This window comes from Kribbella sp. NPDC050124 (genome assembly GCF_044460355.1).
GTDB lineage: Bacteria > Actinomycetota > Actinomycetes > Propionibacteriales > Kribbellaceae > Kribbella.
Window position 1 is genome coordinate 64,572 of sequence record NZ_JBITJU010000006.1, and the last position, 24,077, is coordinate 88,648.

23 protein-coding genes are annotated in these 24,077 nt (G+C 67.5%); 5 read left to right on the forward strand and 18 right to left on the reverse strand.

What is annotated here, in order from left to right; genetic code table 11:
• Positions 1–2: 2 nt before the first annotated feature.
• The 7 genes from ACIBL3_RS16685 to ACIBL3_RS16715 all read right to left on the reverse strand — a co-directional run bounded on the left by ACIBL3_RS16685 (position 3) and on the right by ACIBL3_RS16715 (position 9,644).
• The gene (locus tag ACIBL3_RS16685; protein WP_396354266.1) at positions 3–1,367 is read right to left on the reverse strand and encodes a M60 family metallopeptidase; all 1,365 of its coding nucleotides are present in this window, start codon (positions 1,365–1,367) and stop codon (positions 3–5) included.
• A gap of 95 nt (positions 1,368–1,462) precedes the next feature.
• On the reverse strand, positions 1,463–3,838 hold the full coding sequence (locus tag ACIBL3_RS16690) for a polysaccharide lyase 8 family protein (RefSeq protein ID WP_396354267.1): 2,376 nt from the start codon (positions 3,836–3,838) through the stop codon (positions 1,463–1,465).
• 123 nt (positions 3,839–3,961) lie between these two features.
• Positions 3,962–5,167, reverse strand: coding sequence for a radical SAM family heme chaperone HemW (hemW, locus tag ACIBL3_RS16695; RefSeq protein ID WP_396354268.1), 1,206 nt, complete (start codon positions 5,165–5,167; stop codon positions 3,962–3,964).
• Positions 5,168–5,296: 129 nt separating this feature from the next.
• Entirely contained in the window at positions 5,297–5,641 is a 345-nt protein-coding gene (locus tag ACIBL3_RS16700) for a hypothetical protein (protein ID WP_396354269.1), read from the reverse strand.
• Between the two features lies 1 nt (position 5,642).
• Positions 5,643–7,418 (reverse strand): S8 family peptidase, encoded by a 1,776-nt coding sequence (locus tag ACIBL3_RS16705; RefSeq protein WP_396354270.1) that lies wholly within the window; start codon positions 7,416–7,418, stop codon positions 5,643–5,645.
• A 77-nt stretch (positions 7,419–7,495) separates the two neighbouring features.
• Complete coding sequence (locus ACIBL3_RS16710; RefSeq protein ID WP_396354271.1) at positions 7,496–8,656, reverse strand: phospholipase D-like domain-containing protein; 1,161 nt, start codon at positions 8,654–8,656, stop codon at positions 7,496–7,498.
• A gap of 163 nt (positions 8,657–8,819) precedes the next feature.
• The gene (locus ACIBL3_RS16715) at positions 8,820–9,644 is read right to left on the reverse strand and encodes a helix-turn-helix domain-containing protein (protein ID WP_396354272.1); all 825 of its coding nucleotides are present in this window, start codon (positions 9,642–9,644) and stop codon (positions 8,820–8,822) included.
• A gap of 117 nt (positions 9,645–9,761) precedes the next feature.
• Here ACIBL3_RS16715 and ACIBL3_RS16720 point away from each other — a divergent pair, with 117 nt between their 5' ends.
• A complete protein-coding gene (locus ACIBL3_RS16720) occupies positions 9,762–10,169 on the forward strand; it encodes an Atu4866 domain-containing protein (RefSeq protein WP_396354273.1) in 408 nt (135 codons plus the stop codon).
• Between the two features lie 9 nt (positions 10,170–10,178).
• Here ACIBL3_RS16720 and ACIBL3_RS16725 read toward each other — a convergent pair whose 3' ends face one another.
• Positions 10,179–10,553: a VOC family protein gene (locus ACIBL3_RS16725; RefSeq protein ID WP_396354274.1), complete on the reverse strand. Its 375-nt coding sequence runs from the start codon at positions 10,551–10,553 to the stop codon at positions 10,179–10,181.
• Positions 10,554–10,660: 107 nt separating this feature from the next.
• Between ACIBL3_RS16725 and ACIBL3_RS16730 the strand changes: the two genes are divergently transcribed.
• Both ACIBL3_RS16730 and ACIBL3_RS16735 read left to right on the forward strand, forming a co-directional pair.
• A complete protein-coding gene (locus tag ACIBL3_RS16730; protein ID WP_396354275.1) occupies positions 10,661–11,707 on the forward strand; it encodes an Lrp/AsnC family transcriptional regulator in 1,047 nt (348 codons plus the stop codon).
• Positions 11,708–11,853: 146 nt separating this feature from the next.
• The gene (locus ACIBL3_RS16735) at positions 11,854–12,726 is read left to right on the forward strand and encodes an SDR family NAD(P)-dependent oxidoreductase (RefSeq protein WP_396354276.1); all 873 of its coding nucleotides are present in this window, start codon (positions 11,854–11,856) and stop codon (positions 12,724–12,726) included.
• Here ACIBL3_RS16735 and ACIBL3_RS16740 read toward each other — a convergent pair whose 3' ends face one another.
• Positions 12,727–13,620, reverse strand: a complete 894-nt coding sequence (locus ACIBL3_RS16740; RefSeq protein ID WP_396354277.1) for an LD-carboxypeptidase — start codon at positions 13,618–13,620, stop codon at positions 12,727–12,729.
• Between the two features lie 190 nt (positions 13,621–13,810).
• Between ACIBL3_RS16740 and ACIBL3_RS16745 the strand changes: the two genes are divergently transcribed.
• A complete protein-coding gene (locus ACIBL3_RS16745; protein WP_396354278.1) occupies positions 13,811–14,095 on the forward strand; it encodes a SelT/SelW/SelH family protein in 285 nt (94 codons plus the stop codon).
• Between the two features lie 53 nt (positions 14,096–14,148).
• On the opposite strand, the gene ACIBL3_RS16750 is transcribed toward ACIBL3_RS16745, so the two are convergent.
• The 7 genes from ACIBL3_RS16750 to ACIBL3_RS16780 all read right to left on the reverse strand — a co-directional run bounded on the left by ACIBL3_RS16750 (position 14,149) and on the right by ACIBL3_RS16780 (position 21,171).
• Positions 14,149–15,150 carry a Gfo/Idh/MocA family protein gene (locus ACIBL3_RS16750; RefSeq protein WP_396354279.1) on the reverse strand — a complete coding sequence of 334 codons (1,002 nt, stop codon included), beginning with the start codon at positions 15,148–15,150 and terminating at the stop codon, positions 14,149–14,151.
• A gap of 4 nt (positions 15,151–15,154) precedes the next feature.
• Positions 15,155–16,132: a Gfo/Idh/MocA family protein gene (locus ACIBL3_RS16755; RefSeq protein ID WP_396354280.1), complete on the reverse strand. Its 978-nt coding sequence runs from the start codon at positions 16,130–16,132 to the stop codon at positions 15,155–15,157.
• 142 nt (positions 16,133–16,274) lie between these two features.
• On the reverse strand, positions 16,275–16,874 hold the full coding sequence (locus ACIBL3_RS16760; protein WP_396354281.1) for a cytidylate kinase family protein: 600 nt from the start codon (positions 16,872–16,874) through the stop codon (positions 16,275–16,277).
• Positions 16,875–17,142: 268 nt separating this feature from the next.
• Entirely contained in the window at positions 17,143–17,403 is a 261-nt protein-coding gene (locus tag ACIBL3_RS16765) for a hypothetical protein (protein WP_396354282.1), read from the reverse strand.
• Position 17,404: 1 nt separating this feature from the next.
• Positions 17,405–18,907 (reverse strand): FAD-binding oxidoreductase, encoded by a 1,503-nt coding sequence (locus ACIBL3_RS16770; RefSeq protein ID WP_396354283.1) that lies wholly within the window; start codon positions 18,905–18,907, stop codon positions 17,405–17,407.
• Positions 18,904–20,109: a (Fe-S)-binding protein gene (locus ACIBL3_RS16775; RefSeq protein ID WP_396354284.1), complete on the reverse strand. Its 1,206-nt coding sequence runs from the start codon at positions 20,107–20,109 to the stop codon at positions 18,904–18,906. The genes ACIBL3_RS16770 and ACIBL3_RS16775 overlap by 4 nt, the downstream gene beginning before the upstream one ends.
• Positions 20,110–20,121: 12 nt before the next feature.
• Positions 20,122–21,171: an LLM class flavin-dependent oxidoreductase gene (locus ACIBL3_RS16780; protein ID WP_396354285.1), complete on the reverse strand. Its 1,050-nt coding sequence runs from the start codon at positions 21,169–21,171 to the stop codon at positions 20,122–20,124.
• A gap of 293 nt (positions 21,172–21,464) precedes the next feature.
• On the opposite strand from ACIBL3_RS16780, the gene ACIBL3_RS16785 reads away from it, so the two are divergent.
• Positions 21,465–22,265, forward strand: coding sequence for an NPP1 family protein (locus tag ACIBL3_RS16785; RefSeq protein WP_396354286.1), 801 nt, complete (start codon positions 21,465–21,467; stop codon positions 22,263–22,265).
• A gap of 21 nt (positions 22,266–22,286) precedes the next feature.
• On the opposite strand, the gene ACIBL3_RS16790 is transcribed toward ACIBL3_RS16785, so the two are convergent.
• Together ACIBL3_RS16790 and ACIBL3_RS16795 are read right to left on the reverse strand one after the other, a co-directional pair.
• Entirely contained in the window at positions 22,287–22,886 is a 600-nt protein-coding gene (locus tag ACIBL3_RS16790; protein WP_396354287.1) for a TetR/AcrR family transcriptional regulator, read from the reverse strand.
• Complete coding sequence (locus ACIBL3_RS16795) at positions 22,883–23,815, reverse strand: GTP-binding protein LepA (protein WP_396354288.1); 933 nt, start codon at positions 23,813–23,815, stop codon at positions 22,883–22,885. Before ACIBL3_RS16795 ends, ACIBL3_RS16790 begins: the two co-directional genes overlap by 4 nt.
• Positions 23,816–24,077 lie beyond the last annotated feature (262 nt).

The following is a 24,077-nucleotide window of genomic DNA, read 5'->3' on the forward strand; positions in this document are numbered from 1 at the left end:
CGCTACTGGCGGATCGTGGTCGGGTCGGTGGGCGGCAGGTTCAGATCGAGCGCGTCGAGCTGGGCAACCGCCTCGGCGTCGACCGGGACGCCCCACGCACGGAAGAAGTCGCGCAGGTCGTACCCAGCCGTGCGGCTCGACAACACCACGAGGTTCCGCAGCCGCAACGCTTCATCTGTGTAGCTCCCGGCGTACGGGCGCTCGACCCGCACCACCTTGTGCAGGTTCGGCCAGAAGCTGTCGCCAAACGCCAGTCGGAGCTGCTCGAACATCACCAGCTTCTCGTAGGCATCGAAGGTCTTGCCGTAGTCCACACCCGGCTGCCGCAGCTTGCCCGGCGCGCTCTGCCACGGCGTCAGCCCGGTCTTCGCGTCCGGTGCATGCAGCCGCGGCTGCTGACCGTACTTGGTCGAGAAGACCGCGTTGGCGGCCAGCGAGTAGATGTTGACCGTCACCTCGGTCAGCGAACTCGGCTTGTAGGTGATCTGCTGATGCTGGTGCCCGAGCTCGTGGTAGACGCCCCAGCCGCGCGTCCGCAGTCCTTCCACGGTGAGCATCCGGTCCTGGATCGGCGGCGGGAACGACATGTGGCCGTGCGTCGCGTACGCGCCGACGCCGGTGATCGCCGACGGGTAGCCGACGAAGTGGTACGGATGCGGCTGCCTGGCGTGCAGCGGCGACGAGCCGTCGAACCCGCTGACCTGGTCCTCGATCCGCACGATCTCCTCATACGTCGACAGCAGCGTGGTGTGGTTCTCGGTGCGATAGGTGAGCGCCGAGTTCCGCTCGATGGTGATCAGCGTGTGCGGTGCGACGAGTTCGGCGTACGGCGTGGTGCGTTCGTCGAGCTGACGTTGGAACTCGGACTCCGAGGTCCGGCCGAGGACGAAGTACGGCATCGGCTGGACCGTGTCACCGAGGCTCACCTTCGCCTCACCGGTGTCACCGATCAGCTTCACGTAGACGACTCCGCCGCCGGCGTCTGTGATCGTGTTGCGGCCGAGCTGAAGCGGGTACTGACGTGATGCCTTGAACTCCTTTCGGGCGTCTGCGTCCGGCGCGCCGACAACCAGGGTCGGGGCGAGGCTGCCCTGGTGGACGATCACGTTCAGCGGGGTGTCGGCCGGTAGGTAGAAGCCGGTGGTGCGGAGCTCGGTGTTGCTCAGACTGTTCTGGGTGCGCTCGAGCTCCGTGGTCCGGGCCGATGGGAGTGCTTGGATCACGAAGGTGTAGCTCGGCTCTTCCGTCGTCGCCGCTCGGCTTGCGGCTACGGCGGTCGCCGTGGGTACTGCGGTCATCGCTGCGCCGACCGCGGCGGCGGACAGGATCCGGCGCCTCGTGTGGAGGGGTCGTCGGACGTGCGGCATCAGAACCTCCTGGTTGCTGCCAGCACCCGGCGACCCGGCCGGCTCTGTCCGCCGACCCCGGTTGCTTGCGAAATCTGTTCGTTCAGCCCGGGGCTTCAGCTCCGGCTGAAGCTGGCGGCGTGCGTCGCGCCGCGGCTACCGCCGACGGTGATGTCGAGGACGATCTGTTTGCCCGTGGCAACGATGGTCACGGTGTCGTCCTTTGTCAGCACGCGAGCAATCCGATTGTCGACAATCAAACGAAGCGTCTGGACGGTACGGCTGGGGTCGGACACGGCCAGGTGGATCGTGTCGCCCTCCATGCCCAGGACGACGGATGCCGGTCCGGATGCGCTGATCCCGCCCGCGGTGCCCACTGTCCAGAAGTTGGCGAGCATCAAGTGATCGCGACCCGAGCGGATCGCCTGTACCTCGGCGGTGTTGGACAGCACGGTGACGCCGGGATCCGCCGCCCGTTCCGCTGTCCGCCAAGCGCTTGCACCGGGCAACAGGATGTAGGCGTACTCACCTGCTACCGTGCCGTGCTCGAGCACGAGCGACTGGTAGCGACGGGTGTACGGCGTCGTCGAGCCGGCCGTGTCGTTGCCGGTGTTGATCTCCCGCCAGGTGCCGGTGCGATTCACCCGCTGCGCGCGAAGCCGGCCACCTTGTGGGAAGACGTAGCCGCCGACGCCTTCGAGGTGCGCCCAACGCGGATCGTCGTACGACTCGTTGGCCTCCTGCGTGCGACCGTCGACCAGGAGGGACGCTGTACCGTCCTCGTGCAGGTTGCGGTTCTCGACCACGGTCTCCACCGGATAGCCGTCGGTTCCGGCGATGCCGGCGCCCAGGGCAACGATCGAGTCGGACAGGCAGAACCAGGACTTCCTTGCCTGCAACGTCTTGTCGTGGTTGATCAAATGCATGCCGACCGCACCAGCCTTGTTCCGGTACGACGCTCCGCCGGCCCACTCGGCGTACGCGGCGATCGTCCCGGTGCCGCCGCCGGTGCCGTGCGGCTGCCGTGGCTTCGTGCTGACCGTCGTACCGGGCAGGCGCTGAGCGTCGACGGTCGGCCAGAAGGCGTCGTAGAACTGGGCGTGGTCGTCGTTGTAGAGGTAGGTCATGCCGTCGCCGACGTACCAGCCGCGGAGGTTCTCGCCGTTGCCCCACTCGTAGCGGGCCATCCGCTTGGAGGACATGGCGATCGCGAACGTCCAGCCCGGGCGGCGGTGGACGACGCGGTCCTGGTTGTGGAACTGGAAATGCGCAGGGGTTGCCGGCGCCGGAGCGATGCGTGCGTCGTCGAGGACCGCCTTGGCGCGGGAGATCTCGGGGATCGAGGCACCGCTCAGGTAGTCGTTGAGGCGGTCGCGGGTGATCCAGCCCTTGGCCAGTGCCTTGTAGCGGCTGGCGTACGGCTCGGCGACCCCGCCCGCGAGTAGCAGCACGGTCGACGTGGTGCCGTGTCCGTTGCGGTGGTCACCGGCGCGTTCACGCGAGATGGCCCGGCCGGACACACAGTCCATCATCAGATTGTTGACAATAAACGGGGCGAAGCTGGCTTCGACCGCGTCCAGGATCACCGCGCGGTTCGGGTCGCTGATCTGCCAGCTCGAGCCGCCGAGCAACGAGAACAGGTTGGCCACTCCGCCGAGCGCGACGTTGCCGTAGGTGCCGACGTACGCGAGGTTGCCGTGCTGGACGAACGAGCCGTCGCGGTAGAAGCCGTCGCCGCTGGTGACATAGGTGAAGACGCTGTTCTTACCGGCTTCCGCCACGTCGCTCAGCGCGTCGCGGGCGGCAGCGAGCTTGTCGGCCGACTTGCCGACGATGCCGCGCAGCGCGACGATCAGCGCCTTGTCGACGCGGTTGGCGCCGGTCTCCCGCAGGTTGGGCGAGTTGGTCCGGCGGTTCGGGTTGGGCACGAACCGGTCGACGGCCTTCAGGTACGACGCCAGTTGCTCGGCGGACAGTGCGTCGTACGCGAGGATGCAGGTGTCGAGCAGGGCGCGCGGCGAGCCGATCTCCCAGAACCACCAGTTGCCGGTCTCCGGGAGCGTCTCGTTGTAGGCCCGCGCGTAGAGGAAGTCGAGAGCGCTCGTGAGTTGCTCGGCCGAGTCGGTGCTGAGCGTGGTCCCGGGCGTCGCCCGGGCGAGAGCGATGGTCTTCAGCCTGGTGTAGCTGATGGAGAAGTTGCCCGAGGTCGAGCTGAGCGGGAGGTCCGCCCAGAGCGCGGTCCGGTCGGCGTCGACGATCAGATTGTCGACGAACTCCTGCGCCTGCGCACTGAGCTTGGCGAGGGCATCGGCGTACGCGGGGTCGCTGGGGTCGATCGCGCCACCGGTGTTCAGGGCGCTCCAGCGGTCACGCAGTACGTCGAACTCGTCCGCGGCGGACGCGGTCCCGGTGCCGTGCAGACCGGCGGCGGTCAGGGCGCCGGCGGCGAGTCCGGCCTGGATCAACAGGCGTCGGCTGACGGAAGGCGACATCGCGAGCTCCTCTGGACGGCGGGGCAGTAAACGCTTACCGGACAGCATTCACAATGCGCGCAATGGTCGTCAACAGCTTGAAGTGATCACTTTTGATCACTTCTTGTCCTGACTTGGACGTGGCTACGGCAGCAGGTCGCGGACCACGGCGTCGGCGAGAAGGCGGCCGCGGTCGGTCAGCACCAAGCGGTCGCCGGTCCGCGTGACGAGGTCGGGCATCCCGTCCGCCGCGGCACGGCCTTCGTCGTCGAGCACGTCGACCGGGAGCCCGGCGGACAGCCGGATCTCGAGGAGCACGCGTTCGACCCGGCGGGTTTCGTCGTCGAGGATCTCGCGGGCATGGGCCGGGCTGTCGCCGGCGTCGAGGCGTCCGGCGTACGCGCTGGGGTGCTTCACGTTCCACCAGCGAACGCCGCCGACGTGGCTGTGTGCGCCGGGCCCGATCCCCCACCACGTGTCGCCGCGCCAGTAGAGCTCGTTGTGCCGGCAGCGCGCGTCCTCGGTGCGGGCCCAGTTGGAGACCTCGTACCAGTTGAGGCCGTGGGCGGAGAGCATCTCGTCGGCCAGCACGTACTTGTCCGCGAGGTCGTCGTCGTCCGGCATCGGCAGCTCGCCGCGGCGGATCCGGCGCGCGAGCTGCGTGCCGTCCTCGACGATCAACGCGTACGCGCTGACATGGTCGGGATCCGCCGATAACGCCGACTCCAGCGACGCCCGCCAGTCGTCGAGCGACTCCCCCGGCGTCCCGTAGATCAGGTCCAGGTTCACGTGTTCGAACCCGGCCGCCGTGGCTTCCTTCACCGCCTGCAGCGCCCGCCCCGGTGTGTGCTGCCGGTCGAGGATCTTCAGCACGTGCGACGACGCGCTTTGCATTCCGAAGCTGACCCGCGTGAACCCGGCCTCGAGCAGGGCCTCGAGGTACGCCGGATCGACGGACTCCGGGTTCGCCTCGGTCGTCACCTCGGCGCCCGGCGCCAGCCCGAACTCGTCGCGGACCGCGGCCAGCATCCGGCCGAGATCGGTTGCCGGCAGCAACGTCGGCGTACCGCCGCCGAAGAACACCGTCTCGACCGGCCGGTCCAGCCCGTCGAGCACCCGCCGCGCCATCCGGACCTCGGCGACCGCCGTGTCCGCGTACGACGCCTGCGACGCACCGCCGCCGAGCTCCTTCGCGGTGTAGGTGTTGAAGTCGCAGTACCCGCACCGCGCCGCACAGAACGGCACATGCAGGTAGAACCCGAACGGCCGCGACGCAGCTTCGACTACGGCAGACTCCGGCAGCACCCCGTCCCGGGGCGCAACCTCCCCCTCGGGCAATGTCGACGGCACCCCTCAAGAGTACGAGGCGGCTCGAGACGTGATCGCCGGGGTTCGTGGTAGCGGAGCGTGTCGGGCAGACTACATTCGACTCACGGACACCGACGCTCAGACAGCTCTGTGGTCACCTATCTGCGTCGGTCAATCGATCTGGTCTGTGCGGTTGCCGAGCTCGATCGAGGCGATGCGGGGGTCTTGGTCGAGCTCGGCGAGGGCGGACAGCCGCACTCTGCAGGTCAGCAAGGTGTCGGTGATGAAGCCTCGGACATCCAGACCGGGCGGGGTATAGCCCGGTTCGGTGACCTCGACGACGGCGGTCAGCAGCTGGTCGCCGGCCGCTTCCGCGTCGAGCGGCCAACTCGCTCGCGCGCGCACCTTCCGGAAGCGGTCGGGGCCCGTGGGCTGTTCGAACTCCAGCGGACCTGGCGCGTCGCGGTCGTGCGCGTCGCGATCTGGCAGGTCGGATTCGGATCCGTCAGAGCTCAACCTAGGGTCCAGCCAGTTTCTCCACTGCCCGCAACGCCTCTGCGGCGTCGATCCGGCCGTGACCGTACCGGTCGTCCCATCCGCCGTTGGCCGGCGGGTTGGAGCGGGCGCTGTCCATCACGATACGTCGGAGCGTAGCAGCGTCGAGCGCGACGCCATGAGCCTTGGCCTCCGCCAGGATCAGCGCCACGACCCCGGTGACAGCCGGTGCGGCCATGCTGGTGCCTGACTTGCGCACCACCCCGGTTCCGGTCCTCGAATGAGCCGCGAAAACGGCGTGCCCCGGCGCGCTGATCTCCGGCTTCTGCCGGCCGTCCCGGGTAGGTCCGGCGCTGGAGAAGAACGACAGCGGCTTGGTCGGCGTGTGCGCGTCGTACGAACCGACCGCCAAGCTGAGCTGGCCACAGGAGAGGGAACCCAGCGTGCGGCTTCCGTCCGCGTCGACGAATGACGCCTGAGACCGGTCGTTGCGCTCGATCCACGCATGGAAACCGCCGTTGGCGACCTGGTCACCGTGCAGCCGGACTCGCCACACCCCCGCAGGCACCCGCTCTTCGAGGAAGAGGCCGAACATGTTGTCGCCGTTGTTCGGATCGGCGTCACGATGGCTGACGAACAGCAGCGTGGTTCCGTCGTCGGCCCGGATCCGCGCATTCGACCCCAGCGGCACCGTGCCAAGGCTGTTCCCCGATGGGGTGATTAGTTCCACGCTGAAGCGGTCGCTGCCGCCGTACCAGAGCTCCATTTCGCACTGCGAGACCAGAGTGTCCGGGATCGACAGGCTGACATCGACAGAACCGCCGGCGGGCACCGAGCCCGCGAGGTGAACTCCGTCGTCGAAGGCGTTTCCCGCCGCGATCACCACGGCCCGGTTCGGCTTCTCCGAGACGAGGGCGTCCATCCCCTTCTCGACGAGGCTTGTACCGTCGTGCGGCCCGCCGTTCGTGCCAAGACTGATGTTGATCACGCACGGCCGGTCGCCGGCCTCGTCGAACAGGAAGCGTGCGGCCTCGAGTTGCTGCACGGAGTCGCCGAAGGAGGAGCCGACCACCTCCTCGCCCTCCCACGCGATGTCCGAGACCGCCGGCTCCACGAAGGCGATGTCGGCCTTGGGCGCTACCCCAGGGACACCCGATCCGAGGCCGTTACCTGCCGCAATGTCCGCCACGTGCGTGCCATGGGTGCCTTTGGGACGCCCGGGGGCGTCAGGCTCGGGGCCGTAGCGAAGCGCTCCGTACGGATTCGGCTGACCAAGAGCCTGATCGATGTCCTGTGGGCTGTAGCGCTTGCCATAGCCGAACGGACTGGCGGAAGTCGAAGGGCCGTCCTGGTGCCACAGCGCCACCAATCGAGTCGAACCGTCCGACCGGCGGAAGTTGCCATGGACGAAGTCGGCGCCGGAGTCGATGACCCCGACCATGACCCCCTCGCCGCCGCCTGCGAGTGAGCCCGAAGGAAGGGAGGCTGGGTCGGCCTCGATCTCGGGGACCGTGGCGTCCAGCAGCGGCCGCAGCCGTTGCGCCGACTTCATACTGCGAACGCCGTCCGCCTGGCGGATGACTTCGATCCTGCTCAGTGGCACCCGTGCAGTGACCAGCCAGCCGCCGTCGACCTCGCCTATGACCGCACCCCGCCGAACGTCAGTCCGCTCGTAGAATCGGTCGGCGTCGTCCACCGTGACCAGTACGCCGATCTCGGCCTCGTCGCTCGAAGCAGTAGCAAGTGTCCTCAGACCGCGCTGTCGGCGCTCGACCGCCCGCTGCAGCCTTGGATCCATCTGAGCGTAGATGTCGGTAGTTTCCAGGTACATCCCGATCCCCCTTGATCTTCGGACCGTTCCTCAGCCGGTCGTGCTCAGGCAGGGCTGTAGGGCACACTGCCGTCGATGATGCGCTCGATCTCCGCCTTCAGGTGCCGACCGAGTTTTCGGCAGGTGTCAGCGTCGACCGCGATCCCTTCCACCTCATCGTGCACCGAGCCGAGCACGAAGATGTTCTCGTCGTTGTAATCGTTCGCCGGGAGGGTGTAGTTGAAGCTGCCTGCAATGACGATTCGCTCGTCGATGACCATCAGTTTGTGATGGAGCTTGCGGAGATTGCTGAACGCTCCGGTTCGCTCGGGAACGAAAAGCTCGATGTTGGGATGGACAAGCCAAGCGGGCGCTGCCCACCTTTGCCGCACTTGGCCGGGGTCGAAGACTCCCTTGACCTTCACCCCGCCGCGGGCCAGCGCGAGCATCGCATCGTCGATCCCCGACGATCCCGCAAAAGTGAAGATCGCGAACAGGATCTCCTCTTCGCCCTTGAGCATCTGTTTTATGATCTCGAGCTCGGGAGCGTGATCGGGCGCGAACAGTATTTTCACCGGGACACCCGCCAGGTCGTACACCCTGGGTACGTCGCCGTGCATTCCGCGGCCGAACGATCCGCGCCGCAACTGCTCGACCTCTGTCTCGTACTGCCGGCAGATGTAGGCGTTGTCGAACACCACCACGTGGTTCAGGTTGCGGTGCGTATCGGTGTCGGTGAAGTTCGCGGATCCAGTGAGTAGAGCGGCGGTCGGCCGGGCCTTGCCGCCACGGTAGTCCCGCAGCATGAACTTCTGATGGAACAGCTTCGGGTTGTAGTCTCCGCGCACCTGGACGTCGGACCGCAGCAGTGCGGACAGGATCCGGCGATTCTCCGCCAGTTGGGTCTCGTCATCCAGCCATTGCGCCCGGAACAGTGCCTGTTCGGGAGTCTCGCCGTTCCTGGGCATCGGTCGCTTGGGAGGCTGTCCCTGGAGCGGGCTGCGCAAGTAGTCCTGCTCGAGGAACAACTCGACGTCGACCCCACGCCATCGTGCGTCCAGAATCGCCTGGGCGATCCTCGGGTTGTCCAACTCCTGCACTGCGATATCCAGCGAACGCTTCGCGCCGTGCAGAAAGTCGATGATCACCGACTCGAGATCGTCAGGCGCACCCAGTTCGGTCGGCCCGAGGTAAACGTGGATCTTTCCAGCTGCGAACTCGGTCACTTCATCTCGGATACGACTGGCGTACTGTCTTGCTGGAGAGGCACAACTCTGCGCCTCAGACGCCCAGATCAGCAGTAACGTCCAATTGCATCCCCTCCCCCGACACCAAATGTCCTCCCAACCTCGAGAATTGTCCATCGGACCGGGATCCCGCCGTACGGCGCTAACGCGCGCGGTTCAGGTGGTGGAGGGCGGTTTCGGAGGGGGAGTCGGGCTCGACGGTGTAGATGATCACTGTTTGGTCGGGGTCGTCGGGGAGTCGCAGGGATTCGAAGTCGAGGGTCAGTTGGCCTACCTGGGGATGGTTGAAGGTCTTGCGGCCGTGACTTCGCTCGCGCACCTCGTGGTCCGCCCACCACCGGCGGAACGCCTCGTTCTTCACGGAGAGTTCGCCGACCAGCGCGGCGATCTCCGGATCGTCGGGATGCTGGCCGGCGTTGACTCGCAAGTGGGCGAGGGTGTCGCGCGCCTTGCCGCTCCAGTCGGCGAACAGAGTCCTCATGTCCTCGTCGAGAAAGATCAGGCGGGCCCAGTTTCGTTCCGCCACCGGCAGTCGCCCGAAGTCGGTGAACAGTGCGCATGCGAGCCGGTTCCAGGCCAGGACGTCGAGCGTTCGCCCCACGACGTACGCCGGAGACGAGTCGGCCATCTCGACCAGGCGCCGTACTCCGGGGCGCACCTGCTCCTGCCGGACAGTACTCCGTGGCCGTGATGGCCTGGCCAGATTGCGAAGGTAGTTCCGCTCGTGGTGGTCGAGCCGCAGCACGCCCGCGACCGCATCGAGCACCTCGGCGGAGACGTTCTGGGTTCGGCCCTGCTCCAGCCTGACGTAGTAGTCCACGCTGATCCCGGCGAGCTGGGCGAGCTCCTCGCGCCGAAGGCCGGCGACCCGCCTGCGGCCGCCGACTCGCGTCAGCCCGACGTCCTCGGGCTTCAGCCGCGCTCGGCGACTGCGGAGGAACTCGGTGAGTTCAGTGCGGCTGTGCATGCGGGACAGTATGAACGGCGCGGATGACGCAAGGTGGTTCTGGCAGCCCTAGGTTGAGCATGCCTAGGAAAAGCAGAGCTCTCGGTACGAACGAGCGCCCGTGGCATCGTCGCCGGCATGAACGCGACTCACGTCAACCGGCCCGTTGCGCTGCTCGGCATGTTGCTCGGTCTGACCGCATGCTCGTCAACTGACACCACCGCTCCTCCAACCAGCCAGGCGACTTCTTCATCACCCAGCAGCCAATCGCCTTCCTCGCCGGCCACTCCCTCAATCTCCTCGATGTCGCCCCGCGGCGCGACTGCCGTGACCGGAACATGGGCCACGGCCGATGGGCAACTGCGGATAGAACTGCGCGCCGACGGGACGTTCGTCGAGGACCTCAACGGGACTGCGTACGACGGCCGATACACCGTTCAAGGATCGACCTTGACCCTGAGCACGAGTTCGGGAATCACCACGAACGGCACGATCGCCTCCGACCGCATCCAGATCAGCAGCTACGAACTTCGGCGCGCATCGTAGGCTCCACGCTCACAGCTGAGACTGCGAGCGGCGCATGGTGTCGGGGTCGATCTCCTGGATCTGGATGACGACCCCGTCCGGATCGGTGACGCGAATGCTGCGGCCGAAGTCCTCGTCGAACAGGGTGTGCTCGTAGCCGCGATCGGTGAGCCGGGCGGAAACATCCTCCAGTCGCTCGTCGGTGGCGAAGCCGAGTTCGACCGTACCGATCGGCTTTCCCTTCGACACGGTGAAGTCGTGGATGCCGACCGCGCCGGCAGGGGCGTCGAGGTGCGCCCAGACCGGGACGCTGACGTCGGCGCGATAGGTCAGGCCCAGACCTTCGTAGAACGTGCGAGAGGCCTCGACGTCGGCGACGTACCGGATAGGAAGAACGGTGAGCATGGTCATCTCCTCAAGGTGGGAATAGCGCGAGACCCCGTACGGCGTTTCGCGTGCTCAACCTGCCTGGTCCGTCGATGACTGTCGCTCTGCGCCGCGCAATGTGGCGGATGATGCAGCTAGAGTCGGTCGATGTGGCGGAAACAGTCAGCCTCGATGGAGACGACCGGCGCGTGCTGCACGCGCTGCAGCTTGACGGACGGGCGTCGTTCGCCCAACTCGGGGCGGTGCTCGGGATGTCCGAGCGCGCGGTCTCGCGGCGCTACCACCGCTTGCGGTCCCAGCTCGCGTTGCGGGTGGTCGGGATCGCCGGTCGCGACCCGCGCGAGCACGAGGACTGGTTCCTCCGCATCACCGCTGTGCGCATGTCCATCGACGCCCTCGCCCGCGCGCTCGCCGACCGCGACGACACCTCCTGGATCGGCTTACTGGCAGGTGACGGGGGCCTCGGCTGCATCCTCCGGACGCCGACGCCGGGTGGCGACCAGCCAGGACCTCTTGAGCAGTTCCGGCGCGCCGCCGGCATCGCGACGGTGACTGCGCAACGGCTGCTCACACCGATTGCCGGCGTCGGCGGATGGCCGGGGCGGCTGGAGGCACTCACCGCGAGCGAGCGCACCGCCCTTGCTCCGCCCCGGCACACGGACTCCTCAAGCGCCGGCGGATCGCGCTCGGAGGACGACGTACGCCTGCTCCACCTCCTCGCCACCGACGGGCGCATGAGCATCTCCCGCCTGGGCCGCGAGTCCGGCATCCCCGAATCGACCGTCCGCCGCCGGATCGCGCAACTCGCCGGCAGTGGCGCGCTGATGTTCGAGATCGAGGTCGACCCGAGACTCTACGGGCGACAACTCGAGGTTCTCTGCTGGATGGACGTCCGGCCGGACGCGCTCGGCGACGTCGCGGCCGGCCTCGGCTCTCACTCCGAGGTCGCCTTCGCGTCGACGACCACCGGAAGCACCGCGATCCTCGCGATCCTCGAACTCGCCGACGCCGACGACCTGCATCGCTACCTCGCCGAGCAACTCGGCGCCCTCCCTGGCATCCACCGCGTCCAGACCGAAATCGTCACCCGGTGGATCAAGCGCGCCGGCCCACTCGTAATCCCACGCCCCGGCCCGCGACGGGCCGGGCTTCCCACGACGACCCGGCCGTGACCGAGCGGGGCGTCGCCGGGCGGGCCGTTGCCGGGCGGGGCGTCGTCGGGCGGGATCGAAGTACTGGTCGGCTTCGCGGACTGGTGCTGGTGGATCTCGCGCTGGGGTTTGCGTTTGAGCGCGCTCGAATCTCTAGCGTCAGGCACATGACTTCGAACACCGACATCAAGACATGGATCATCACCGGCGCGAGCTCCGGCCTCGGACTGGGCCTGGCCGAGGCGGCGCTGGCGGCCGGCGAGCAGGTGGTCGGGACGGCGCGGCGGGCCGACCGGTTCGACGTGCTCAAGGCCAAGTACGGCGATCGGCTGCTGGCAATGGAACACGACGTCCGGAACACCTCAGCGGCTGCGGCGGTCGTGCAGAGCGCCCTCGATGCGTTCGGGCGGGTCGACGTACTCGTCAACAACGCCGGCGCCGGACAGGTTGGAGCAGCCGAGGAGGTCTCGGACGCCGCGCTGCGCGACATGATCGACCAGCACCTGCTCGGCCCGGCCGCCTACGTGCGTGCCGTCCTCCCGCACATGAGGGAGCGGGGTTCGGGCGCGATCGTGCAGATGAGCAGCCAGGGAGGGCGGATGTCGTTCCCGGCGGTCGGCAGCTACTCGGCCGGCAAGTTCGCACTGGAAGGGTGGTCCGAAGCCCTAGCCGGCGAGGTCGCGCCGTTCGGCATCCAGGTGCTGATCGCCGAGCCGAGCCGATTTCGCACCGAGTTCAACGCGGCCGACGTGATCAACACCGCCGATCAGGATCCGACCTACACCGAGGTGATCGGCGCCGTACGGGCGAACATGGCCGAGGCCGACGGGATCCAGGAGGGCGACCCCGCCCGCGCCGCCATCGTGATCCGCGACGTACTCGGAATCGCGGACGCGCCACTGCGCTTGCCCCTCGGAGCCGAAGCCGTCCGCAACCTCACCCGCGTCTACCAGCGCGCCCTCGACGACGTCCGAACCTGGGCTCCGGTCAGCGAGTCAGCGGACTTCCCAGGCCTACCCCCGGCGGTCCGCGCCTTCTGATCAACGCACACCAGCCGTGACGGTGAGGGTCCCGCTGACCGGGTCGATGGTGGCGAGGGTGCCCAGCGGGACTGGGGTGGGCTCGGGCCCGTGGCCGATCGGGAGTCCGCCCAGCACGGGTACGGCGAGGAGGTCTAAGCGGTCTCGCAGTACGTCGATCAGGGACCAGCCGTTGGCGTGGGTGTCTTCGAAGCCGTTGAACCGGCCGACTGCGATTCCGCGCAGGCCGTCGAGGCGGCCGGATTTGATCAGTTGGGTCAGTTGGCGGTCGATTGCGCCCAGGCCGGTCGTGAGGTTGTCCTCGATCAGGAGGATGCCGCCGTCGAGGCCGGCCAGGTCGCTGCCGACGGCGTGCGCAATCGTGTTGAGATTGCCGCCCATCAGGAATCCGGTCGCCGGCTCACCGGCGGTCACCCCGGCTGTCAGTTCCTTGGGCTCCTGCTTGATGACGATCTCGTCGGTGGTCAGCAGCAACTGCCGGACGGACTCGTCCGCGAACGGCCCGTGGATCGCCGCCAGCCGGCATTCCTTCCAGAGCGAGAGGTGTACGGCGGTGATGTCGCTGAACCCGATCAGTGGCTTCGGATCCCGCCGTACGGCGCCGAAGTCGAGCTGATCGCTGATCCGGTAGGCGCCCTTGCCACCCCTGGTCGCGAACACGGCCCGCACTCCCGGATCCCGAAAGGCATCGTTGAGATCAGCAAGCCGATCCCCATCGGTGCCCGCGAGGTAGCCAACCCTGTCGAACACGTGCCGCCCGAGCTCCACCTTCAGGCCCCAGTCCGTCAGCATCTCGACCCCACGCGCCACGAACTCACGCTCAGGCGTGCTAGCCGGAGACACCACGCGAACCCGATCACCAGGCACGAGCCGGGGCGGGATGAGCACAGTCATGCCCCGGACACTGCCAGCATGCACCGACAGTTTGCCTCGCGCGGGTTGTTGGTTGGTGGCGGCAACAAGACGTGGAGTCAAGCGCCGGTAACCCGGCACCTCAACGTAACCAACGGTCTTGAGTGACCCACATCACACCTGATCTGGATCGATCGACGGGACCCGGAGGCCGGCGGCGATACTGGTCGGCGTGACGAGAGAGCCGCGGCTGGAAGTCGAGTACTGCACGCAGTGCCGGTGGTTGTTGCGCGCAGCCTGGACCGCGCAGGAGCTGCTGACCACGTTCACCACCGAGCTCGGCGAGGTGGCGCTGATCCCCGGCACCGGCGGCATCTTCGAGGTCCGCCTCGACGGCGAGACCCTCTGGTCCCGCAAGGCCGAGAACGGCTTCCCCGAGATCCCCCACCTCAAGCAACTCGTCCGCGACCGAGTCGCCCCCGACCGCTCCCTCGGCCACTCCGACCGCAGCGGATAACCGCCGTACCGCCGCCGACCCCGAGGCGCGAAGTCGACGGCGGCAGTCAGCGGCTAGGGGATGTGCAGGACAGGTGCGATGGTCTTCGTACGGGCGCCCTCGTAGGCAGCCAGCAGGATTCCCAGTACGGCGATGCCCTCTTCCTCGGTGTGGATCGGCCGGGTCTTTCCGAGGAGCGAGTCGGCGAAGTGCCCGATCTCCGCGGCGAAGGTGTCCACCGGCTCCAGCGTGATCGTCTCGGTCTCGCCGGAGCGCAGCCGGTACGTCACCGAGTTCCCGTCACTGTGCAGTGCTCCGAGCTCACCAACCGCGGAGAACCGCTCGGTGGACGCAGCCGGCTGGTACGCCCAGCTCGTCACCATCTGCCCGACGACGCCGTTGTCGAACCGGATCAGGACCTGAGCCGAGTCCTCACCCTCCATGAACTTCAGCCGGTGCGTCGACAGCATCGCGGTCGCCTCGACCGGCATGCCGCCGGCGAGGTGCAGCATCAGGTACGTCGGGTGGTACCCGGTGTCGATCAGCTCGCCACCACCACTCGTCTTGCTGCTCGCCCGCCACCCCATCGAGCTCGGATCGAAGTTGTTGTAGAAGCTGTCCGTCGTACGCACCTCGTAGACGGTCCCGATCGTCCCGGCCTCGAGCAGCTCCTTCGCCTTCGCCACGGCCGGCATGAACAGCTGGTTGTGCGCACACATCAGCGTCACGCCGTTGTCCGTCACCGCCTTCCGGACGTCCGCGGCCTCGTCGGCCGTCAGACACAGCGGCTTCTCGCACAGGATGTGCTTGCCCGCCTCGGCAGCGGCGACGATCGCGTCCCGGTGCAGGTGGTGCGGCAGGCAGATGTCGACCGCGTCGACGTTCTCGGTCTCGAGCAGCTTGCGATAGTCGACGTACGGCGTCGCGCCCAGCTCCTTGCCTCGCGCAACAGCCGTCCCCTCCACCGCGTCGGCGACGGCGGTGATGCCGATCCGGTCGGCGTGGTCGAGGTACCCGCGGATGTGGGCGCCCGCGATCCCGCCGCCGCCGATCAGTCCGACCTTGATTTCGGGCATGGACTCAGCCTCCGTAGGAGATGGTTCGGCCCTGTTCGGCCGCTTCGTTGGCGGCGACGACCAGGCGGGTCAGCTCGACCGCGCGGTGCAGGTTCTCGTCGGCGCGGGTGCCGTTGGTGATGTGGTCGACCCACTGGGCGAACGGGTCCGGGTTGTGCTCGGGCACCGGTACCTGCCGGTCCCCGACCCGGAGCTCGTTGCCGGCGTCGGTGTACGTCAGGCTGCTCGCCGTACCGAAGATCTCGATCGTGAACGGGTTCCGGCTGGTGAAGCCGGCCTCGATCACCCCGATCTTCTGGTCCCGGTAACCGACCGTGACGACGGCGTTGTCCTCGAGCCCACGGCCGTTCACCGAGCGGTACGTCGCGTCGACGCTGTCGGGATCGGTGCCGAGGAACAACTGCACAAGGTAGACCGGGTGGCAGCCGAGGTCGGTGAGCGCTCCCCCGATCGCGGCCTTCTGGTCGAAGAACCGCTGCGGCAGCCAGCCGTCGGATCCCTCACTCGGTACGGCGCCGTCGTGCGACAGCCGTACTCGTGCATAGGTCAGCTCCCCGAGCTCACCGCTCGCGAGCACCTCGCTGATCGCCTGCGTGTACCCGTGCGCGAGCCGCGGCAACGAGACCACCACCTTGACCCCGTTCGCGTCCGCCGCCGCGAGGATCTCCTCGGCCTCGGCGACGGTTGGCGCCAGCAACTTCTCGGCGAAGATGTGCTTGCCCGCGTTCGCCGCCTTGACCATGATGTCGCGGTGCTCGTTCGTCGCCGTGGTGATCACCACCGCGTCGACATCCGCCAGCACCGCGTCGAGGTCCGTGCTGAACGGCACCCCGAACCGATCGGCCCCCGCCTGCCCGAGCTCCACGTCCTCGTCCCACACCGCGACGAGCTCGGTCCCAGGATGCGCCTGAGCCTGCCGCGCGTAGTCCCCCGCATGAACATGCCAAAACCCCAGAACCGCAACCTTCAGCGGCGTCGACATCCGTGCCTCCTCGCTGAACACCAGTAAGTGGAAACGTTCCCGACATACCTTGCCAACCCCGGAACCCCCGTACACCCCCACCGGCGATTCGTCCCACCACCTGGACCACCCCGCCAACTGCCTCCCACGGGGAAGCAGCACCTCAGCTGAGTGGCCGCGTTTCCCAGGCGGGCTGCTGCGGGTTGTCGTTGTGCACGATGATGTCGACGCACTCGGTCGGCCGGACCGTGTCGAAGTAGAACTGCTGCGACGGCATGTACCGGCTGCGATACCGCCGCTCGACCTCGCCGGCGGACTTCGACGCGGTCCTGTCCCGCACCCGAGCCCGATCCAGCGTCCTGTCGAACGCGGCCGACACGAACACCCGCAGATCCCACCGATCAACCAGCTCCGGCCGCATCAGAAACACCCCGTCGAAGAGCAACACGGCATCAACAGACGCCGTCACGACCGGCGCGTCCAACGCGGCGTCCGCGACCTTGTCGTAGACCGCCCTCCGAACCCTCCGATCCCCACCCGGCCCCAACGGATCAAGCAGGACCCGATGCATAGCCTCGAAGTCGAAACTGTCGTGATAACACCCCTCGGCCGAGTCCTCCCCACGCCGATAACGCACCGCCCGCGGAGTAAGAAAGTCCTCGATCGTCGCCCGAATTACGTCCCGCCCTTGCGCCCGCAGCACAACGGCCAACTCATCAGCCAACGTGGTCTTCCCAGCAGCAGGCACCCCATCGAACGCCACCCGAGTAGGGTGCCCGTTCGCAACACCCCCCACCGCCCCAGCCAGCCACCCCAGCAGCTCCCCACGAGTCCCGCTGTCCACGCCTGCCCCCAGCTCCTCTTCCGCGCCCTCACCACACCCTACGACCAGGTGCTGCCACCACGCGGGAACGGCCACGCCACCGTCGATTTGTGACTTCTGGTCGAATTCGGGGCGATGTAGAAGCAGAATTCCACAACTCGACGAACACCCATCCGACGACAGCGTGCCCGCCGGCGCGTGGGGAGGATTATTTTTCGGTGCCGTCTTCGTTGAGGCCCAGGTCTGACATGCCGAGGAGTTTGTCGGCGAAGTGTTGGTGCATCCAGGTGAGGTGGTCCCAGCGGCTGTCGATGATGCGGTGGGTGTCCCAGGCGGGGAGGTCCTGCTGGAGGAAGATGGACATCTTGGCGGGGTCGACCTCGTACACGTGGTCGTAGCGCATCACGACGTCGTCGGTGATGCGGCGGGCGTCGGGTGGTTTCTGGGCGGAGAGCCGGAAGCCGAACATGTCAGTCCTCGTAGGCCTGGTCGAGCAGGTACTTGCCGGGGTTCATCACGTTGCGTGGGTCCAGCGCCCGCTTGATCTTCTTCATCACCTCGAAGGAGCCGCCGAGTTCCTGCGGCACGTACTCCACGTCCCCGGCTCGGCTGGCGCCGTGGCAGGCGCTGATCGAGCCGCCGTACTTCAGGGTCACCTCGGTGATCTCGCGTTTGCAGTTCAGCCAGGCTTCCCACATCTCGTCGTCGAGTCGCTGTTCCCAGATCCCGATGTCGATCTCGACGAGGTAGTCGCCCCAGGGTTTGTACGCCCCGTTCGTGTAGGCGAACATCCCCCAGTCGTCGAAGATGCCGTACCGCCGGATGTAGTGGTCCGCGATCGCGTGCCACTCCTCGCGCACCCGCGGCAGGACGCTGTAGTTCAACGCCGCGTCCTCGCAGTGCCACGACATCGGCACGACCTCGCCCGTACGGAGCCGGCCGTGCAACGGGATCGCGTACCGGTCATGCCGTGCGGCCCAGTCGCCCTGGCTGACCTCGTCGCCGAGGTACGTGCCGCCCGACGACCGGCCGATCCGCATGATCTCCCGCGCGGCCGGGACGACCTCGACCTCGTTCCCGTACATCGCGACCGCGACGACGCTCTTCAACCAATCGGGCTGCTCGATGTACGCCTCGTCGTCGCGCCGCAGATAGGCTAGCTTCCACTCGTCGAACAGCACGACCCCGGCCAGCGTCGCGAAACCGGACTTCGCCAGCGCGCCCGTGCTCTCCCAGGCGGTCTGATAGTCGCGATACCCGAAGAAGGCCGCGAACTCGACCTGCGGCCGCGGCACGAGTTCGAGGGTCGCCTCGGTCACCACGCCGAGCGTCCCCTCTTGACCGATGAACAGCGGCTTCAGCGTGAACCCGGTCGATGCCTTGCGCAACTTCCGACCGCCGCCCTCGCCGACCCGTACTACGTCACCGGTCGGCAGCACCACTTCCATGGAGCAGACCAGGTCGCGCGTGTGACCGTAGCGGGCGCCGATCAGCGACCACCCGCTGGTCCCGATCCGCCCGCCGACCATCGAGCACGGATAGCTGGCCGGGTCGTCCGGGTACATCACGCCGTACGGCTGGAGCACCTCGTTGAGCTTCAGCATGTTGATGCCGGGTTGCACGGTGACCGTGCGGTCCTCGAGGTCGATCTCGAGGACCGAGTTCATCCGCTTCACGTCGAGCAGGATCCCGCCCTTCAGCGGCGTGGCACCGTCGGTCAGCCCGGTCCCGGCCGCGCGAGGCACCACCGGGATGCCGGTGCGGTTCGCGAGCCGGACAATCTCCGCGACCTCCGCGGTGGTGCGAGGCAGTACGACGACATCGGGCACGTACTCAGCCCACCGGTGCACGGGGAACGGCGCCGGCGTCCGAGTCCGGTTCCACCGCGCCGGCTTGTCCGTCAGTACGCCGTCCTCGCCGAGGATCCCGACCAGTTCGTCGTACAGGCCGTCGGAGATCGCCGTCGTCGTCATGGCTTCACCCCCGCCGACTCGGCCACCAACTCCATCAGGTCGCGGACCTCGATCTGCGGCTCCAGCGACGAGCCGGCCGCGGTCAGCGGACGTTCCGACCAGACACACGCGCTGACGAGGAGGTCGACGTCCAACGCGGCTGCCCGGTCGAGCCGGGAAGCGCTGATCGCGGCGGTGATCTCCGGCTTCTCGATCGCCAGCCCGCCGCCCGCGCCGGAGCAGTACGACCACTGCGTGACATGGTCGACGTCGCGGAAGTCCAGGCCCGGGATCGCCCGCAGGATCTCGCGTGGCGACTTGTGGATCCCCTTGCGCTTGTTCAGCCGGCAGGGGTCGTGGTACGTCGCCACCCGTTCGATCGGCACCGTCAACGTCAGCTTCCCGTCCCGGATCAACGAAGCCACGAGCTCGGTGATGTGCACGATCTCGAACTCGTAGTCCGCGCCGAAGTACCGCGGATAGTCCTCGGTGAACGTGATGTAGTCGTGCGGATCGAGCGTGATGATCCGGGTCGCGCCGATGCTGCGCCAGTCGGCCACGTTGTGCTCGGCGAACTCGCGCGACCGCGCCACATAACCCATCTCGGCCGCCGGACCACCGCAGCACCACTGCTCCTGCATCAGCCCGAACTCGACCCCGCCCAGCTGCAGGATCTGGGCCACACTGCGAGGCAGCGCCGTCCGGTAGAACGCTGCCTCGCAGTCGACGAACAGCACGGTCTCGCCACCGACTCCGAGGCCCAGGCCGTCCGCCCATCGAGCGACGTTCTCCTGCGAGACCGGGACGTCGAGCACGGGTTCGTTCTTCCGGTCCACGGTCGCCTCGACCCAGCGCTTCCAGTTCGGTTGCTCGACCCCGGAGTCGACGGCGAGCGCCCGCATCGCCTTGACGACGTCCACCGTCCGCGTCCGGGCACGGTAGAACTCGCCGGCCATCAAGGTGTTCGGGCACCGCAGCTCGCAGGCACCGCACTGGGTGCAGTGCACGTAGTCTTCGGCGACGTCGGCCACGGTCAGCGCGCCCTGTTCCATCGCGACGATGTTCGCGTGGAACGCGGTCGGCGAGTAGTTCTCGTTCTGGGTGACCTGCATGACCGGGCAGACGTTGCGGCAGAACTTGTGTCCCGAGCTGAAACAGTTGTACGCCGGGTCACGCCACTGCTTGACGAAGTCCCGCTGCTGGTCCTCGGCTTCGGTGGTCATGGGGCCTCCCGGTCAGAGTTCCGGCATCACCTTGTCGTGGATCAGGCGTAGCTGTCCCTGTACGTCGGGGACGCCCTCGATCTCCTTGCCGCTAAAGGCTTTCACCATCATCGGGTCGGTCACGGCGGCGATGATGTGGTTGACCCCGGTCGGCAGGATGTCGTTCTTCAGCTTCGCGACGCACTCCTCCGGCGTCCCGGACACCGACAGCGTCGCGGCCAGCTCCGGCGAGGTCAGCTCGATGGCCCGGTCGATCTCGCCGGCGCCGAGCGCGTCGATGATCGGCTGCAGGTCGTCGCGGTTCAGGCCGTGCCGGGCGAGCTGGCTGGCGGGCATCGACGAGATGTAGAAGCCGACCATGATCCGGGCCGCCCGCTTGGCCGCCTCGGAGTCCTCGGCGACCGCGAACACCACCCAGGCGCCCAGGTCGAAGTCGTCCAGCGACCGGCCCGACTTGTCCAGGCCGAGTTTCACGTGCTCGGCGACGTACTCGTAGTTCTCCCGGGAGTAGCCGAGTGCGTGGTGCATGCCGTCGGCGATCTCGCCGGCGACCTCGAACGAGCGCGGACCGCCCATCGCGCCCATCTTCAGCGGGATCTTCTCCTGCACCGGCCGAGCGAAGGTGAACATCCCGGTGTACTTGAAGAACTCGCCGTCGTACGTGATCGCGCCGTCGGCCAGGAAGCGGCGCATCACGTCCATGCCCTCGCGCACCCGCGACAACGGCTTCATCGTCTTCCAGTCGATGTGGTACTGCTCGAGCATGCCGAGGTTGCCGAAGCTGACCACCGCCTCGGCGCGGCCACCGGACAGCTCGTCGAGGGTGGCGAGCATCTGGCAGATGTGTGTCGGCTCGCGCAGGATCACGTGGGTGACGTTGGGGCCGAGACGAATGTTCTTCGTCTTGTCGGCGGCTGCCGCGAACAGCAGCCACATGTCCTTGTGCCAGGTCTCGTCCACGCTGTACGCGGCGTAGAAGCCCAACTCGTCCGCGGTCTTGATCATGTCGATACAGTCCGCGAGCGGATAGTCGGGGAGCTGGACGTAACTGAAACGCACCATGGCGCTGCTCCTCCCTGTGACCACCGAGCACACGGGGGCGGCAGCGACTGACGGGCGGACTGCGTGGGCTCGGACCCCATCTCCGAATCTTTTTACTGTACGCAGCCGATCGCGAGTTTGTCTCTGCCTCGAAAGCACCCTTCCGGGGCGCCCGGCTGTTCACGGAACGTCAATCTGTAGGCACGTGACGTATGTGCGCCGGTGGGGCTGACCTGTCATCGTCGAGTCGTTGTCTCCGCCCCGGGATCCCGCCGTACGCCGGCGGGATCCGCACGTTCCTGAAGGAGCGAAGCATGTCCGAGTCCGCCCCACCTCCTCGACGCCGGCGGGTCCGCCGTACGCTCGGCGTCGTACTCGGCACCGCCGCACTGCTGGTCACGTCTGCCACAGCCGCGTACGCCGTCCCGCCGCCGAGCCTCCCGCAGAACGCCGACGGGTACGAGCAGTCGTTCTCGCCGGCCTACGACTACGACACCGACGGCTGCTACGCGACTCCCGCGATCGGCGCGAACGGCACGCTGAACCCCGGCCTCAACCCGACCGGAGCGGTCAACGGCAACTGCCGCGACCAGTCCGACCTCGACAACTCCCAGACCTACGCCCGCTCGAGGTGCAACAACGGCTGGTGCGCGGTGGTGTACGCCAGCTACTTCGAGAAGGACCAGGCGCTACCGGGCAGCAGCCTCGGCGGCCACCGGCACGACTTCGAGCACGTCATCTCGTGGATCAACCAGGCCTCGAACCAGGTCGAGTACGTGACCACCACGCAGCACGCCAGCCAGGTGACCTACGCACGGTCCCAGGTGCGCTTCGACGGCACCCACCCGAAGATCGTCTACCACAAGGACGGCGCCAGCACGCACTTCTTCCGGCTCGCCAACAGCAACGACGAGCCGCCGGAGAACCACTACCACAACTGGCGCTACCCGCCGCTGGTCGGCTGGAACGGCTGGCCCAGCACCTCGCTGCGTGAGCAGCTCATGAACGCCGACTTCGGCTCGGCCACGATCAAGATCACCGACAAGGACGACCGGTTCCGCTCGCTGCTGAACGCCTCCAAGCCCGCCGGGATCCCGTTCAATCCCTGGGCCTGACCCAAGGCGCGCGAGGCTCGGTCAGACCGAGCCTCGCGCCGCCGGCACCTCCGGCTTGGTCAGCGAGGCAGCGACCAGGTCGATCATCGCCGCGTGCCGCTTCGCCGCGGTGTCGGGTTGGCCGAGCGCGATGATGTCCAGGAACACCCGGCTGACGACGAGCTCGGCCGCCGTACGCACCCGGGCCGGGTCGGCGACGATGTCGTCGGCTCCGCTGAGTACGTCGGCCACCGTCGCGGTCGCCTCGGCGAACAGTTCCGCACCACGGGCAGCGATCTCGGGACGCGCGTGCGCCTCCCGGAAGACGATGATCCGGGCCGCGCGGTTGTGCTCCAGCTCGTCGGCCATCGTCGTGACCACGGCCCGCAGCCGCCCGCGAACCGATCGGCCACGCGAGGCAGAACGCAGTACGACGCTGGGCGTCGGCCGCTCGTTGACGATCGCCAGCAGCAGATCCAGCTTGGTCGCGAAGTGGTAGAACACCAGACCCGTCGGTACGCCGGCCTCGTGAGCGATCCGCGCGGTCGACGTGGCGTCGTACCCGTGTTCGGCGAAGAGGCGCTCAGCCGTCTCGATGATGACCTGGCGCTTGCTGTTGCGGGCGGCAACCGGCGCGGTCATGGTCTGCTCCGTCCAACGGCGGACCGGCGATCCCCTTTCAGGTCCACGGCCGCCCCGGCTGCGCGCCGGAGGGCCTTGAAGACGTAGTCCGGCACCCGCAGTCCTTGCCGGTGCGCCCAGAGCAACTCGTGCTCGACCCGTCCGATCTGGGTCGCGTAGTGCCGCAGCTCGGTGTCGTCACCTGGCCGGACGATGTCCAGCCCGCGCATCACGTGGCCGAACTCCACCCGCTGCTCGCCGGTGTCGGCACCGACCGGGCCGAACGTCTTCTTCCGCAACGTGCGGACCAGCCACTTCTGCCAGGTCCCCAGCTGCGACCAGAGCTGCCGAGCCGCGATCTGGTAGTAGGCGAAGTGTCCCGGCTCCTGACGCTTGATCGGCGCCACGACGGTGGCCGCGATGGCCCGCTCGCCGAGCTCCACCAAGCCGGAGTGAAGCTTGTTGTAGGCAAGCACTGCCGACCGCTCGGTCGCCAGCCCGGTCAGGTAGTAGAGCATCCGGCTGACGTCCTGTACGGCGCTCACCCGGCCGAGGGCGCCGAGCACCTTGAGCCTGAACGACACGTCGGTCAGGTTCGGTTCGGACGCGTCGAGACCGGCCAGCACCTGGACGCGGTCGAGGATCAGCCCGTGGTGCGTCTCCTGCGGCAGCCAGACGTCGGCGTAGAAGTGCCGGTCGACCTCCGGTGGATCCGGCAGCAGGATGTTCAGCTCCAGCACGTTCCGCTCGACCTCGAGCTCGACCCGTGACATGTACGACAGCACCGAGCTGTAGCGCTCGACGATCAGGTCCGGGTCCTTCATCGTGTAGTCGACGCTGTCCAGGGGGATCGGCGGATGCTCCTCCCCCAGCCGATCGACATGGTCGGCCAGCCTCGAGTCTTCCCGTCGGCGTCCCCGACGAATGCCTTTCACACCAGCCAGCGCCATCGCGGCACCTCGCTCCCCCATCGAAAGGGATGTCCTGTTGATCCCACGACGATCGTAACAAAGTGACTGACTGATCAGTCAGTTTCTGTGCTGTGACATCGATGACAAAACCAGCCCAGCCTCGATGATGCGGCACTCACCCGGCGCGGGGATAGGGCTAATTCGAAGCCGTCCGGCCAACGGATGGGTCCGGTTCCGCGGCAAGAACAGACAGCGAGGGCCGTGAACAGGCGTTCACCTGTTCACGGCCCTCGCTGGTGCC